Raw genomic sequence first — 13,563 nt, 5'->3', positions numbered from 1 at the left:
CAGTTGGAAGGCATAAACAATCGAATAAAGGTCATCAAACGGATGGCGTACGGTTACCGGGATAGCGAATTCTTTTTCATGAAGATCAAGAGCGTCTTTCCCGGTAATCCGTGAAGAACCTTTTTTTTGCCTGGAATTTGGCCCCTTGGTCGGCAGGTTTTCTGCTGTCGGCGTTCAGTGTCGATCGCCGCCGGGTTATTTCCCGAGGCCATAAGGGCGACACAAAACGTTATTAGACCCCCCGGCAGGGCAATGCTAAAAAAGAAAGTGCACGGCATTCAATCCGCATGAAGCGGACTGAGTCACAACGTGCACTGCATCTCCATTTGCTTAAATGGAAACCGCCCAACATTGCGCTGGGTAACGATCAATGAGTCTGATGCCACCCTCTGGGTCAATTGCTGCGCCTCTGGCCAACTGCTCGCGCAACCGTGCATAGGGCTCATTGATCACTTTTTCTCCCGCAGTCTCCGAAATCCGACGCTCCACCGTGTATTGCATGGGGCGGGATGAATTGTGCCCGTTAGAATGGCCCCTCTGGACAATGAGGCGGTGGCGGCAGATGCGCAGAGAAATTGGTTACTGGAATCGGGACGGTCGGGAGTTGTTCTATTACCTGGAGTTCAACCCACACTCGGCGGAGTTTTTTCTCACTTGTGAGCACACCCCGCGCGAGGGGGCAGTGAGTGTCAGGTCGGTGCCCCTCAGCGAGGCCCGTGGCGAGCGTTACTACGATGATGCCGTGATGATCATCAAGGAGGAGCTGTTCAAGGATTACCGGATCCAGCCGCACGCTTGATTGCTCAAGCGTGCGGGTTGCGATTTTTTGCTCAGGCGATCAGGTCAACCTTGCCGCTCGCCAGGCGGTAGATCCCGCCCACGATTTTCAACTTGCCACTGGCGATGGCGTCACTGAGTACGGGTGATGTGGTTTTCAGTTGCGCAACCGAGTCCTTGACGTTTTGCACGGTTGCGTTGTGCAGCAGGTCGCCCGGCTCTTTCAGTACTTTGTTGATCGTGGGCTGGAGGGCGAGTGTCAGTGTCTGAATCTTGCCAGGGTATACCGTGTGGTCTTTGGCGGTTTTGATCCCGGCGATCATGGCCCCGCAACTCTCATGGCCCAACACCAGAATCAACGGCGCGCCCAGCGCCAGTACCGAGTACTCAAGGCTGGCCAGCCCTTCGTCAGTGACAAAGTTGCCGGCGACCCGAACGGCAAACAGATCGCCGCGGGCCGTATCGAACGCGTATTCGGGAGCGATGCGCGAATCCGCGCAACTCAGGACCGCGACGAACGGGTTCTGGCCGGACACCAGGGCTTCACGTTCCGCCTTGAAGTCGTGGGTGGTGGAGGCGCCGCGAATGTATCGCTCGTTACCTTCCACCAGGCGATGCAGGGCCTGGTCGGGACTGAGGGCATTTTGTGGCTTGGGTGGCGGGGCGTGTTCTTCCGCGGCCTTGGCCAGCCTGGCGGGAAGGGCGCCGGCCAGCAGCAGGGCACCTGCGCCCAGGCCTGCAAGCCTCAGGAACCGGCGGCGATCGTGGGTGTCGGGGCCAGGCGTTGATTCACGGGATGGGCACATGGCATATGGACTCGGTTCATGGGCAAGAGTGACTGGCATTGGGGGCGAGTACTGCCCTGAGCCCCGAGTACCGCCATGTGCAAGTCTAGAGGGTTTGCCGGGTTGGCGTTGCGCCCCGGCGATGGGGCGATCAACGGCAATGGCGTGAGGCAGGACCCGCGAAAGAATGCGATACCGCTATCGCTTTGCGTTTAATGCTTTCGCCTGTGCCAGCGTCGTCTACGCTGTCTGAGTGAGGCAGACCCCCATAAACGGACCTGTGGAGCCATCTCATGCTTTCTCTCAGCGAGCTTCGTCACATCCTGGAGTCAGGCTTTCGCCCGCTCTCTTGCACCTGCACCGCCAACCCCGACGGCGCGTTGAAGATCACCGTCTTTGAACCCCGATCCGGACGTATCGAGCTGCTGCTCACCGGGGTGTCGACGGCACGCCTGACCAGTATTCGCGATGTCTCCAACTTCGTGGGTGAGTTGCGAACCGAGTTGAGAGCGGGGCGTAGAGCCTTTGCCGGTTGAATCGGTGCCCTTGAACCTGGGTTTCAGGCCAGCCTGCTGTCCCGGTTGCGGTCGGCCCATGGGGCGTTTGTCAGGCACCTGATGCCGACGGTTGCATCCGGCGAGTGGCGGCGTTATCAAGGGAGTGACGCTTTCGGTATTCTGAATGGGAGGCAATAGCCATGTCACTCAATAAGCCTGAGCAGGAACTGCGGCAGGATCTGCAGGACATTGCGTCCGAGCTGCGCTGGTCCGCCGTGGAGATGAAGGCCATTGCCGCGCGACTCAACGAGTCCGGCAATTCGGTTGACGCCCAGACGTTGTTGCGGATGTGCGAGTTGTTCGAGCGCACCGATGCGCGATTGGGCAGTTTCGCCGGTGAGGTCAAGGCGCACAAAATCAGCCTCAAGTAGGTCCGGGCGGTCGGCAGTAGTCATCCTCGACGCCATCGCGGGCCAGCCCGCGCCCGCAGAAAATCACCTTCGAACTACTATTACTTTTGCCGAGGCCGGACAAATTCGATAAAGTTAACCATTAGGTCAACTTTTTCAGCTTGTCAGCCCTTCGCATCGTCAGGAAGGGTTTCTGTATGGCCTGAGATTCCCCAGAACACCATAACGACATGGACGGATTTCATAACCGTCCAGAGGATGATCCATGTCCAACCGTGATATATCCCGGCGCTCCTTCTTGCAGGGCGGGTTGATCGCTGGCGTCAGCGTGACGCTGACACCACTCAGCTCCCAGGCACTGGCCGCCCTGATGGAAAACAGCGTGACCGTGCCGTCCGAGCAATGGCTTGGCAACAACGGCAAGGCACGCATGCGCAACGACTCACTGTCCAAGGTGTGCGGCAGCAAGGTATTTGCCCGCGACATCCGCGCCAAGGACATGCCGGGCTGGCCGCAACAGCAAGGCCACGCGATGCTGCTCAAGACCATTCGTGCCGACCGCATCTACGAGGGTTTCGACCTGTCGTTGCTGGGCGCCGAATTGCAGCCTGACCGCATCGTCACTGCGCAGGACCTGGACAAGGACGGCATCGTCTTCCCGGAAGAGCACGCCCCCGATCCGCTGCTGCCGCCCGGCCAGGTACCGATGTTCATCGGCCACCCGGTGGCGATCCTGATCTGGAACGATTTCGAACGTTACCGCCAGGCCAAGAACACGCTCAAGTTCAACGACAAGGCCATCCGCTACGGTGCCCAGGCGCCGCTGTACACCCGTGACCCCTACGGCAGTTTCCGCTACGTGCGCGTGGGCGGGGCGACCTCGGCCGATGAGGACGAATTCGCCAGCCTGAAAGATTCGATCCTGTTCCCGATGATTCGCGAGCGGCGTCCGGTCTGGAACGCCCAGCCCAACCTGCATGGCAACCTGACCGAGCGCGGCCTGTTTTATGCCGACCGCATGAAGCAGCAACTGGAAACCCCGCCGGAAGGCTGGATGGTGTTTGACGAGCGCTACAAGACGCCGTCCATCGAGCCGGCCGCGCTGGAGCCGGACAACGGCAACGGCTGGTACGACCCGGCGACCAAGACCCTGCATTTCGTGGTGGCCACCCAGTGCCCACTGGAGACAGCGAGCGAAACCGCGAAGATGATCGCACCGTCGCGTTTCGGCCTGAGCACGCTGAACATGCACCCGGGCTACACCGTCGGCTACGGCTCCAAGGACCACAACATTTTCGTCTACTACGCAGCCCTGGCGGCGTTGTACGGCGCCGGTGTGCCGGTGCGCCTGGCCAACGACCGCTACGAGCAGTTCCAGAGCGGCATCAAGCGTCACCCGTTCGACATCCGCTACCAGTTGGCGGTGGACAAAAAGGATCACAGCTTCAAGATCTTCCGTGCCGACATGACCGTCGACGGCGGTGGCCGGATCAACTACAGCCCGTCGGTGGCCGCCGTGGGCGCCACTGCCGCGCAGTCGATCTACTACATGCCGCAGAACGACCTGCAGGTAACCGCGTACCACTCCCGTGCTGTCGAGGCCGGCTCCATGCGCGGTTACGGCACCCTGCAAAGCATGGCCGCCACCGAGATGATGGTGGATGAAATTGCCGATCGCCTGGGGATCGATGCCATCGACCTGCGCAAGAAAAACGTGCTGCTGTCGGGGATGAAAAACACCCAGGGCGCGGTACCGGCCGGTGCCTTGCGCCTGAACGAGATTCTCGAAAAGGCGGCGGGTAATGAGCTCTGGAAAAACCGTCACGCGCTGAAAAAGCAGGAAGACGCCAAGGACCCGGACAACTGGTACGGGGTGGGTTTCGCCATCTGCCAGAAAGACTTCGGCACAGGCTCCGAAGCGCCAATGGCCAGCGTCGAGTTCACCGCTGAAGGTCATGTCACCCTGCGCCACATCGGTATTGAGATCGGCACCGGCATGTCCACGTCCCAGGCCCTGGTGGTCGCCGACTTCCTCGGCAACCCGGCCAGCGAAGTGAAGACCGGTGAGACCGAGTGGAAAGAGCTGCAGCTGGCCAGCAGCGGCAACCCCTACATCATGAGCCAGGCCGAGCAGGACACTGTGCTGCGCAACCCGCGCTGGGTCGGCAAGATCGCCTCGGCGTCCTCGGCCACCAACTCGGCCTATTACTTCAGCCACGCCACCCGTGAAGCGGCGCGCGTGCTGTTCAACCACGGCCTGTGGCCGGCGGCCATGGAAATCTGGCGCCAGGGTCCGTTCGGCGGCCAGGCCAACCCGTATGTGGTCCGTCGTGAAGACGCCCACTGGGTCGATGGCAAGCTGACCGCCAACGGCATGGAACCGCTGCCGTTCGTCGTGCTGGCCAAACATGCCCACGAGCGTGGCCTGGTGACCGGTGCCACCGTACACGGCTTCAACCGCTGGAGTTGGGCCGAGGCCGAGTTCAGCATCAACGGCGTGCGCGAGCGCCTGCCGTTGGATGCCCTGGCCGTGAAATACGGTACCGGTGCGCCGAAGGCCAAGCTGGCGCAGATGACCAGCGCCGGCTTCCACCTGCTGGACCGGCAGAACGTCGCGTATCCGGCGACGCAGTTGAACAACGCGGCCGTGACCTACTACAGCCCCGTTGCCACTTTGGTGGAACTGAAAGTGAACAAGGGGTCGGGCGAGGTGCGCGTCCTCAACCACCATTCCTGGCTCGAATGTGGCCGGGTGCTGGTGCCGGAGCTGGTCAAGGGCCAGATCGAAGGCGGGGTCGCCATGGGCATCGGCCACGCGTTGCTGGAAGAGATGCCGCTGTACGAAGGCGGGCCGGGGGAGGGTGACTGGAATTTCAACCGCTATCGCTTGCCCATGGCCAAGGATGTCGCGGTCTGGACGCAGACGTCGGAGATTCTCCCGCCCCTGTCGCCAAGCGACCCGTCCAAGGGCATTGCCGAGGTGGTGATGATTCCGGTGGTGGGCGCTATCGCCAACGCCGTGGCTCACGCTATCGGCAAACGTGTCCGTGACCTGCCTATCACTCCAGCGCGCATCAAGGAGGCCCTCAATGGCTAACCGTCCGCTTCAAATGACCCTCAATGGTCAAACCGTCGGTCCCGTCGAGGTCCCTGAAGATCTGCCGATGATCGACTACCTGCACGAGTACCGTAACCTCACCGGCTCACGCCTGGGCTGCGGCCAGGGCATTTGTCACGCTTGCGTGGTGATCGTCGACAACCCCGACGGCACCAGCGAGGAAGTGCGCACCTGCATCACCGGCGCCCACTACTTCGAGGGCAAGAAAATCCGCACCATCGAGGGCCACGCGAGCCGTGATGAAGCGGGCAAGGTCACCGAGCTGAACCCGATTCAGCAACGCTTCGTCGATGAGTTCGCCTTCCAGTGCAGCTACTGCGCGCCAGGTTTCGTCAACGCGGCGACCGTGCTGTTGGAAAAACTGCAGCGCCAGCCGATCAAGAAGAGCCAGCTGGAAGCGGTGATCGAGGACAGCCTCGGTCACCATATCTGCCGCTGCACCGGGTACGTGCGCTACTACAGCGCCACGCGCAACGTGCTGACCGATCTCGGCCTGGTCAAGGAGGGTTAAGCATGAAGCGACTACTTTCCGGCCTGGCTGCCGCCGTGGGTCTTGCGGTTTCGCTGATGGCGATCCAGCAGGCCCAGGCGGCCGATCAGCAGCAGATCAAACAGGGTGAATACCTGGCGCGGGCAGCCGATTGCATGGCCTGCCACACCGCGCCCGGTGGCGCCCCCTATGCCGGTGGCCTGCCCATCGTGTCGCCGTTCGGCACCATCTACGGCACCAACATCACCCCGGACAAGGAGCACGGCATCGGCCTGTACAGCGATGACGAGTTCTTCGCCGCGCTGACCGAAGGCAAGCGCCGTGACGGCGCCAACCTGTACCCGGCGATGCCGTACACCTCGTATCACTTGATGCCGCGTGCCGACTCCGATGCCATTCATGCTTATCTGAAGACTGTCGAGCCGATCAACCGTGCCGCGCCGGTCACCCGCCTGAGCTTCCCGTTCAACGTGCGTCTGGGCCTGACCGGCTGGAACATGCTCTACGGCAAGGACGTGAAGCTTGAGTCGACTGAAGGCAAAAGCGAGGCGTTCAAGCGTGGCCAGTACATGGTCGATGTGCTCGGTCACTGTGGTGAATGCCACACGCCGCGCGGCCTGCCTGGCGCCATGCAGCAGGACAAGCGCATGACCGGCGGCCTGCTCAATGGCTACCTGGCGCCCAGCCTGCTGGCCAATGACCTGGCGGCTCGTGGCTGGACCCATCAGGACCTGAGTTCGTTCCTCAAGCATGGCATGAGCGCCCAGGGCACGATGTTCAACGAGATGTTCCCGGTGTTCCACAACAGCACCCAGAACCTCAGTGATCCGGACCTGGCGGCCATGGCCACGTTCCTGCTGGGCGACCAGCCTCCCCAAGCCAAGGTGCTGACCACGGTGGCGCTGGACAAGATGACCGAAAGCGCCCAGCGCGGCCGTCAAAGCTACCTGAACGTGTGCGCCGGTTGCCACGGTATCGAGGGCGAAGGCAAGCCGCACATCGCCGTGGCCATGCAGGGCAACACCACCCTGCGCCTGGAAGATCCGCGCAACCTGTTGCGCGTCATCGACGACGGGATTGGCGAACAGCAGTTCTCGGGTTTCGAGCGCATGCAACCGATGCCGGGTTTTGCCGACAAGTTGAGCGCGCAACAGACCACCGACCTGATCAACTACCTGCGTCAGGCCTGGGGCGGTCAACCGGCAGACCTGGTGATCAGCCAGATCGAGCAACTCAAGGCTGAGGCTCCGCCAGAGCACAAGGCGCGCTGACATGCAGCATCTTGACCTGCAAGTGATACGGCGCGCGCTGGCCTGGTCCAGCGCGGGCCAGTGCGTGTGGCTGTGCAGCGTCCTCGGTACCTACGGCTCGGCGCCCCGTGCGCCGGGCTCGATGCTGGCGGTCAACGACAGCGGCCATTGGATTGGCTCGCTGTCGGGTGGCTGTGTCGAGGACGACTTTCTGGAGCGCATGGCCGAAGGGCTGTTCAACGACGCCGTTGCGGTGGTGCGCTACGGCGAGACGGATGACCCGCGCTCCCAGGTCAGACTGCCCTGTGGCGGGCTGCTCGATGTGCTGGTGGAGAAGCTTGAGCCGGACTGTGAGGTGCAGGCCCATCTGCGCGAACTGGAGTCGGCGTTGCTGGGGCAACGTCGCCTGATTCGTGAGGTCGACCTGCACAGCGGCGCTCGCAGCCTGCTGGTTGACCGCGAGCATGGGCCGCGCATCGAACGTGAAATCGACCGTGTACGGTTGCGCGTCGGTGCGGCGCAACGGCTGCTGCTCGCCGGTTATTCCAGCGTGGCGCAGGCCTGCGCCGAGTTCGGGGTGGGCCTGGGTTTCGAAGTGATTCTGTGCGACCCACGCGACGAGGTGCTCGAAGGGGTGGTCCTGGAAAACGTCGAGATTCGCCGTCAACTGCCATCGGTGTTCATTGCCGACGGCGGCTGCCACAGCGACACCGCGGTGGTGGCGCTGACCCACGATCCGCGTATCGACGACCTGGCCATGATGGAGGCCGTGCGCACCGACGCGTTCTACATCGGTGTGATGGGTTCCCTGCAAACCTCGCAGAAACGCTTCGAGCGGTTGCGCCGCATCGGGGGGCTGGGGGACGCTGAACTGGCGCGCATTCACGCGCCTATCGGGCTTAACCTGGGCAGCAAGACGCCGGCGGAGATCGCCTTGGCGGTGCTCGCCGATATTGTGCGGATTCGCAGCGGTATTGCCCGGGACCGGCTCTGACGCCAGGTGTTGACGCGGCAGTGATCGACCCCTGATGGGTTCCGGCCTGAAGCTTCAGGTCGGAACGCTTAGCGGAACCTTGGCAGTGGGCGCTCAACGGGTTTGAGCGAGGTCAAGGCGCTCTGGATCAGCGGCGTGTCTTTCTCGATATCCAGCAGACGGTCGCGGATTCTCACGGCGGTCGGGTGGCCGTCATGGTTGTCTACCCAGTCGGCAATTTCCTTGCAGGCAGCGGTCAGGCGCGTCTGGCGTGAGTCGAGCAGGGTCAGCAAGGTGGTGATGGACTCTTTTTCGGACATGACAAACACCTCCATAGTCGAGAAGGTTGCAAGGGTTCGACGACAGGCCCTTGCCTGCGAACCTGCCGCCGGTCAAGGCGCCGATCCTTCAGCTCAGTTCATTATAGCCCCTGCCATTGAACGTCGGTCACGTTGCCTGGGGCCTACGTTTCAGCCTTGGCGCGCAACCCGTGAGCTGACCCGGTTGAGGCGCTGGCACTCGCTCAGGGCGTCTTCCTGGCGATCATAACCGTCGCCGATGAACCCGCCGCGAGTACGGGTATCGGCAATCCTGTACCAGACCTCCGCAACCGGAGGCAGATGGGCCACTTCCCCGGCTCGGCGCCCCTGGACGATGATCTTGTTGCAGCGCTTCACAACGAAAATGTCTTCCATGGCGCCACCGGGGTGATTTGTATTCCCATCAACTATAGATCGCGGTTGCAAAGGTGCAAAAACAACGCGTGTCGTTCGTCGCATGAATCATGGCTGGCCGACGTTGTGCAGGCACCACCCGTCAGGCGTCCAGGCCAGGGTGTGGGTGGGCTGGAGTGCGTTGATGAACCCGGCGTCATGGGAAACGGCAATGATCGCACCGGCAAACCCGCGCAGGGCCTGCTCAAGGGCCTGTACCGAAGCCAGGTCCAGATGATTGCTCGGCTCATCGAGCAACAGCAACTGCGCCGGGTTCTCGCGCCATGCCGCAACGGCAAGGGCGGCCTTGAGTCGCTCGCCACCGCTGAGCAGGCGGGTCGGCATGGTCACGCGCACGGCGTCCAGTTGCAGGTGGGCCAGGCGGCTGCGCACAGCGCCCTCTGACAATGGCGTGTCCAGCAGGTTTAGCTGCTCGATCACGGAGCGTTGTGGGTCCAGTTGTTCAAGGTGTTGATCCAGATAGGCACTCGGCACGTGGGTCAGGCACTGCCCGCTGACAGGGTTGCAGTGTGCCGCGAGCATTTTCAGCAGGGTGGATTTTCCACAGCCGTTCGGCCCGCTGACGGCAACGCGCACAGGGCCGGCGAGTGAAAGTGTGAGCCCGGTGTCCGGCGCCCCGGCTGGCAGCCATGGCAATTGCGCATTGACCAGCGTGAGCACTTGCCGGCCGGCCGGTATGGCGCTTGCGGGCAGAGGAATCAGCACGGGATCGGTCGGCGCAACCCGTGTGCGGGCTTCGCGTACCTGAGCATCCATCACGCTTTTACAGGCCTGATGCGTTTTGCGCAGATGGCCCATGAGCTCGGTGGCCGAGCCTTTCATCGCGGCACGCTCAAAGCGTGAGACATTGGCGGTGTCGGCGTTTCGGCGTGATCCGGCAGCGCGCCGTTGAAGGGTGTCGTGCTCGCGCTGCAAGCGTTTTTGCTCACGGTCGCGCAGTGTGCGGGCATGTTCAACGGCTGATCGCGCCGCGTCTTGCTCGATTTCCCGCTGTGTGAGGTACGCCTCGTGGTTACCACCGAACACCTGCACGCCCCGTTCACTGAGTTCGACGATGCGCTCAAGGCTGTTGAGTAGGGTCCGGTCATGGCTGACCACAATCAAGCCACCGCGCCAGGCGGCCAAGCGGCCCATCAGCCAGCGGCGGCCGTCCGCGTCCAAGTGGTTGGTCGGCTCATCCAGCACCAGCATCTCGGCCTGGCTGAGGAACGCGCCGATCAGCGCAATGCGCGCGCGTTGACCACCGCTCAAGGTGTTCACGGGGTGGTGCGGGCACAGTGCGCACAGACCGGCTTCAGCGAGCATTGCACGTAGACGTTCGTGCAGGTCCCAGCGCTCGGCCACCTGTTCAAGATCCTGTGCGTCGGCCGTGCCGTCGGCCAACCGCTCAAGCGCATCGAGTACCTGCGCGACGCCCGTTGCCTGAGCGACGTTTTGTTCAGTCATGACACGTGGCTCTTGTGCCACATAGGCAACGCTGGCGTGACGAATGAGGTTTCCCGAGGTGGGTTGCAGCTCGCCGGCAATCAATCGGGCCAGCACTGATTTGCCACTGCCATTGCGGCCGACGATGCCGGTGGGGCGCTGATCCAGGCGCAGGGTGAGGGCGTCGAACAGGGTCTGGCCGTTGGCAAATTGATAGGTGAGCCGGTTCAGGATGACCAGCGCAGGTGGATGCGTGACGTGAGTCATGGCACCTCCAGAAAATGTCGGAAAGACCAGCACGGGACCTGGGCCGCATAGGGCCGCGTGCTGCGAATACATTTTTGAAAGGCTTAGTTGTTCACGTCGAACGATCGTCCCGGGAGAGAGGAAAGGTGCATAGCCTAGCCCAGGCACGGATACCCTTACAAGCTACAGGTCTATCGTCCGATACAGGATCAGGCCAGCACCGCCACGGCCTTGATCTGCGCCCAGAGCTGCTGCCCGGGATGCACCTGCAAGTGATCGCGCGAATAACGGGTGATGCGCGCCAGCAACGGCGTGCCGCCCGCGTCGAGCCGCACCAGGACATGGGCGGTGTTGTCGGCGGCAATTTCACTGATGACCGTGACCGGCAGCCGATTGAGGATACTGCTCTGTTCGCCACCCGCAAGGCTCAGGCTGACATCCCGGGCCTGCACCTTGAAGCGCAGCTGTTTACCCACGGCCAGGGGCAGGTGGGCCACGCGTACATTCAACAGGCTGCGGGGCAGTTGCAGGGTCAACAGTTGGTAGTCGACGTTGTAGTCAGTCACCAGACCGTCGATCACCACGCCCGCGTCGTCGCCCTGTGCCAGCGGCAGGTCGAGCCGCGCCAGGGTTTCGCCGACCGGTCCGCTGGCCAGGGCCTTGCCGGCGCTCAGCAGCACAATGTGATCGGCCAGGCGCGCGACTTCGTCCTGGGAATGGCTGACGTACAACACCGGTATTTCCAGTTCGTCGTGCAGCCGTTCGAGGTACGGCAGGATCTCGCTTTTGCGCTGTGAGTCCAGCGCGGCCAAGGGCTCATCCATCAACAGTAACCGGGGGCTGGTGAGCAACGCGCGGGCGATACCGACGCGTTGCCGTTCGCCGCCGGAGAGGTGCTGCGGATGACGATCCAGCAGGTGGCCGATGCCCAGCAACTCGGTGGCATGCTGCAGGTCAACCCGGCGTTGCTCAGGGGCAATACGCCGCAGGCCGAATTCCAGGTTGGCCCGCACCGACAGGTGGGGAAACAGGCTGGCTTCCTGGAACACATAGCCCAGCGCCCGTTTGTGGGGGGGCACAAAGTGTTTCTTGCGACTGTCCTGCCAGACCTCATCGTTGATCTGGATAAAGCCATGCTCGGCCCGCTCCAGGCCGGCGATGCAGCGCAGGCAAGTGGTCTTGCCCGAGCCGGAATGACCGTACAGCGCCGTGACGCCACGACCGGGCAGGTCCAGGTCGACGTCCAGGGCAAAGTCCGGGTAGCGAAGGTGCAGGCGCGCGTGAATCCCGGCAGTCATCGATCAGCTCCAGCCAGCCTTGGTCTTGCGGCTTGAATACAGTGCCAGCAGCACCAGGAATGAAAACCCCAGCATCGCCCCGGCCAGCCAGTGGGCCTGGGCATATTCCATGGCTTCGACGTGATCGTAGATCTGCACCGAGACCACGCGGGTCTTGTCGGGGATGTTGCCGCCGATCATCAGCACCACGCCAAATTCACCGACGGTGTGGGCGAAGCCGAGAATGGCTGCGGTGACAAAGCCAGGCCGGGCCAAGGGCAGGATCACGCTGAAAAAGGTGTCCCAGGGATTGGCGCGCAGGGTGGCGGCGACTTCCAGGGGGCGGGTGCCGATGGCCGAGAAGGCGTTCTGTAGCGGTTGGACGACAAAGGGCATCGAGTAGATCACCGAGCCGATCACCAACCCGGTAAAGCTGAAGGTCAAGGTGCCCAGCCCCAGCGACTGGGTGAGCTGGCCAATGAACCCGTTGGGGCCGAGGGTCAGCAGCAGGTAGAAGCCGATCACCGTCGGCGGCAGCACCAGGGGCAGGGCGACGATCGCCCCGATGGGGCCGCGCAGCCAGGACCGGGTGCGCGACAGCCACAACGCAATCGGAGTGCCGATGATCAGTAAAATCACCGTGGTCAGGGACGCGAGCTTGAAGGTCAGCCAGATCGCGGCAAGGTCGGCACTCGATAGCGTCATTTAAAGTTGATAACCGTAGGATTTGATAATGGCAGCGGCTTTCGGACCCTTGAGGTAGTCAACCAGCGCCTTGGCGGCCGGGTTGTCCTTGCCTTTGTCGAGGATCACCGCGTCCTGCTTGATCGGGTCGTGCATGTCGGCGGGCACGATCCATGCCGAGCCACTGGTGACTTTGCCGTCTTTATAGATCTGCGACAAGGCGACGAAACCCACTTCGGCGTTACCAGTGGAGACGAACTGAAAGGCCTGGGTGATGCTCTGGCCTTCGACAATCTTGTCCTTGACCTTGTCGGTCAGGCCCAGCCTGGCCAGCACTTGCGTAGCGGCGAGACCGTAAGGGGCGGCTTTCGGGTTGGCGATGGACAGGTGTTGGTACTGGTTGCTGGCCAGCACGTTGCCCTTGGCGTCGACATAACCGTCCTTGGCCGACCACAACGCCAGGGTGCCGATGGCGTAGGTGAAGCGCGAGCCTTTGACGCTATCGCCTTCCTGCTCGAGTTTTTTCGGGGTGCTGTCGTCTGCCGAGAGGAACACTTCGAACGGCGCGCCATTCTTGATCTGGGTGTAGAACTGCCCCGTGGCGCCATAGGCGGCGACCAGTTTGTGCCCGGTGTCTTTTTCGAAGTCGGCGGCAATGGCCTGGATCGGCGCGGTGAAGTTCGCGGCGACGGCGACCTGGACTTCGTTGGCCTGGGCCGAGCCCAAGGCGAATACGGCGAGCAAGGAGGCCAGGCAAACCGGGGCAAAACCTGAGACACGCATAGTCATGAAGCGGCTCCGAAGGACGAGTGAGGTGGGCAGTGTTTTGTAGCGATTCGACTGCGCTGGGGCTGAGGTCTAACGCTATATAAAATAATATATAGCGAAAAAGCTGTG

The 13,563-nt window shown here is 62.3% G+C and carries 15 protein-coding genes; 8 read left to right on the top strand and 7 right to left on the bottom strand.

Features of this window, described 5'->3' with window-relative positions; genetic code table 11:
• Positions 1 to 114: transposase (locus CKW25_RS11165; RefSeq protein ID WP_143497295.1), on the top strand; the 114-nt coding region annotated here is incomplete at its 5' end.
• Positions 115 to 562: 448 nt separating this feature from the next.
• A complete protein-coding gene (locus tag CKW25_RS11160; RefSeq protein ID WP_095079233.1) occupies positions 563 to 799 on the top strand; it encodes a hypothetical protein in 237 nt (78 codons plus the stop codon).
• Between the two features lie 31 nt (positions 800 to 830).
• Here CKW25_RS11160 and CKW25_RS11155 read toward each other — a convergent pair whose 3' ends face one another.
• Positions 831 to 1,583 carry a carbonic anhydrase gene (locus tag CKW25_RS11155; RefSeq protein WP_095079232.1) on the bottom strand — a complete coding sequence of 251 codons (753 nt, stop codon included), beginning with the start codon at positions 1,581 to 1,583 and terminating at the stop codon, positions 831 to 833.
• A 272-nt stretch (positions 1,584 to 1,855) separates the two neighbouring features.
• On the opposite strand from CKW25_RS11155, the gene CKW25_RS11150 reads away from it, so the two are divergent.
• The 6 genes from CKW25_RS11150 (at position 1,856) to CKW25_RS11125 (ending at position 8,321) form a co-directional block, all read left to right on the top strand.
• Positions 1,856 to 2,098, top strand: coding sequence for a DUF1652 domain-containing protein (locus CKW25_RS11150; RefSeq protein ID WP_095079231.1), 243 nt, complete (start codon positions 1,856 to 1,858; stop codon positions 2,096 to 2,098).
• 161 nt (positions 2,099 to 2,259) lie between these two features.
• Entirely contained in the window at positions 2,260 to 2,490 is a 231-nt protein-coding gene (locus tag CKW25_RS11145) for a hypothetical protein (protein WP_095079230.1), read from the top strand.
• A 244-nt stretch (positions 2,491 to 2,734) separates the two neighbouring features.
• Positions 2,735 to 5,566, top strand: a complete 2,832-nt coding sequence (locus tag CKW25_RS11140; protein ID WP_095079229.1) for a xanthine dehydrogenase family protein molybdopterin-binding subunit — start codon at positions 2,735 to 2,737, stop codon at positions 5,564 to 5,566.
• Positions 5,559 to 6,098 (top strand): (2Fe-2S)-binding protein, encoded by a 540-nt coding sequence (locus tag CKW25_RS11135; protein ID WP_095079228.1) that lies wholly within the window; start codon positions 5,559 to 5,561, stop codon positions 6,096 to 6,098. Before CKW25_RS11140 ends, CKW25_RS11135 begins: the two co-directional genes overlap by 8 nt.
• Before the next feature lie 2 nt (positions 6,099 to 6,100).
• On the top strand, positions 6,101 to 7,348 hold the full coding sequence (locus CKW25_RS11130) for a cytochrome c (RefSeq protein ID WP_095079227.1): 1,248 nt from the start codon (positions 6,101 to 6,103) through the stop codon (positions 7,346 to 7,348).
• A 1-nt stretch (position 7,349) separates the two neighbouring features.
• Positions 7,350 to 8,321, top strand: coding sequence for an XdhC family protein (locus CKW25_RS11125; protein WP_095079226.1), 972 nt, complete (start codon positions 7,350 to 7,352; stop codon positions 8,319 to 8,321).
• A gap of 68 nt (positions 8,322 to 8,389) precedes the next feature.
• Here CKW25_RS11125 and CKW25_RS11120 read toward each other — a convergent pair whose 3' ends face one another.
• From CKW25_RS11120 to modA, 6 genes are all read right to left on the bottom strand, one after another.
• Positions 8,390 to 8,620 (bottom strand): hypothetical protein, encoded by a 231-nt coding sequence (locus CKW25_RS11120; RefSeq protein WP_095079225.1) that lies wholly within the window; start codon positions 8,618 to 8,620, stop codon positions 8,390 to 8,392.
• 150 nt (positions 8,621 to 8,770) lie between these two features.
• Positions 8,771 to 8,995 (bottom strand): hypothetical protein, encoded by a 225-nt coding sequence (locus CKW25_RS11115; protein ID WP_095079224.1) that lies wholly within the window; start codon positions 8,993 to 8,995, stop codon positions 8,771 to 8,773.
• 87 nt (positions 8,996 to 9,082) lie between these two features.
• On the bottom strand, positions 9,083 to 10,726 hold the full coding sequence (locus tag CKW25_RS11110; protein WP_095079223.1) for an ABC-F family ATP-binding cassette domain-containing protein: 1,644 nt from the start codon (positions 10,724 to 10,726) through the stop codon (positions 9,083 to 9,085).
• A gap of 188 nt (positions 10,727 to 10,914) precedes the next feature.
• Positions 10,915 to 12,003, bottom strand: a complete 1,089-nt coding sequence (gene modC, locus CKW25_RS11105; RefSeq protein ID WP_095079222.1) for a molybdenum ABC transporter ATP-binding protein — start codon at positions 12,001 to 12,003, stop codon at positions 10,915 to 10,917.
• A 3-nt stretch (positions 12,004 to 12,006) separates the two neighbouring features.
• Positions 12,007 to 12,687: a molybdate ABC transporter permease subunit gene (gene modB, locus CKW25_RS11100; protein WP_095079221.1), complete on the bottom strand. Its 681-nt coding sequence runs from the start codon at positions 12,685 to 12,687 to the stop codon at positions 12,007 to 12,009.
• Positions 12,688 to 13,455 (bottom strand): molybdate ABC transporter substrate-binding protein, encoded by a 768-nt coding sequence (modA, locus tag CKW25_RS11095; RefSeq protein ID WP_095079220.1) that lies wholly within the window; start codon positions 13,453 to 13,455, stop codon positions 12,688 to 12,690.
• Positions 13,456 to 13,563 lie beyond the last annotated feature (108 nt).

This window comes from Pseudomonas sp. Irchel s3h17 (assembly GCF_900187505.1).
Lineage (GTDB): Bacteria > Pseudomonadota > Gammaproteobacteria > Pseudomonadales > Pseudomonadaceae > Aquipseudomonas.
The sequence above is the reverse complement of the archived record's forward strand: the minus strand, read 5'-3'. Positions and strand labels throughout refer to the sequence as shown.

Bases quoted from the DNA above. Each gene is read 5' to 3' on its own strand.
- CKW25_RS11160 (WP_095079233.1), top strand. From the start codon at position 563: ATGCGCAGAGAAATTGGTTACTGGAATCGGGACGGTCGGGAGTTGTTC.
- CKW25_RS11155 (WP_095079232.1), bottom strand. From the start codon at position 1,583: ATGTGCCCATCCCGTGAATCAACGCCTGGCCCCGACACCCACGATCGC.
- CKW25_RS11150 (WP_095079231.1), top strand. From the start codon at position 1,856: ATGCTTTCTCTCAGCGAGCTTCGTCACATCCTGGAGTCAGGCTTTCGC.
- CKW25_RS11145 (WP_095079230.1), top strand. From the start codon at position 2,260: ATGTCACTCAATAAGCCTGAGCAGGAACTGCGGCAGGATCTGCAGGAC.
- CKW25_RS11140 (WP_095079229.1), top strand. From the start codon at position 2,735: ATGTCCAACCGTGATATATCCCGGCGCTCCTTCTTGCAGGGCGGGTTG.
- CKW25_RS11135 (WP_095079228.1), top strand. From the start codon at position 5,559: ATGGCTAACCGTCCGCTTCAAATGACCCTCAATGGTCAAACCGTCGGT.
- CKW25_RS11130 (WP_095079227.1), top strand. From the start codon at position 6,101: ATGAAGCGACTACTTTCCGGCCTGGCTGCCGCCGTGGGTCTTGCGGTT.
- CKW25_RS11125 (WP_095079226.1), top strand. From the start codon at position 7,350: ATGCAGCATCTTGACCTGCAAGTGATACGGCGCGCGCTGGCCTGGTCC.
- CKW25_RS11120 (WP_095079225.1), bottom strand. From the start codon at position 8,620: ATGTCCGAAAAAGAGTCCATCACCACCTTGCTGACCCTGCTCGACTCA.
- CKW25_RS11115 (WP_095079224.1), bottom strand. From the start codon at position 8,995: ATGGAAGACATTTTCGTTGTGAAGCGCTGCAACAAGATCATCGTCCAG.
- CKW25_RS11110 (WP_095079223.1), bottom strand. From the start codon at position 10,726: ATGACTCACGTCACGCATCCACCTGCGCTGGTCATCCTGAACCGGCTC.
- modC (WP_095079222.1), bottom strand. From the start codon at position 12,003: ATGACTGCCGGGATTCACGCGCGCCTGCACCTTCGCTACCCGGACTTT.
- modB (WP_095079221.1), bottom strand. From the start codon at position 12,687: ATGACGCTATCGAGTGCCGACCTTGCCGCGATCTGGCTGACCTTCAAG.
- modA (WP_095079220.1), bottom strand. From the start codon at position 13,455: ATGACTATGCGTGTCTCAGGTTTTGCCCCGGTTTGCCTGGCCTCCTTG.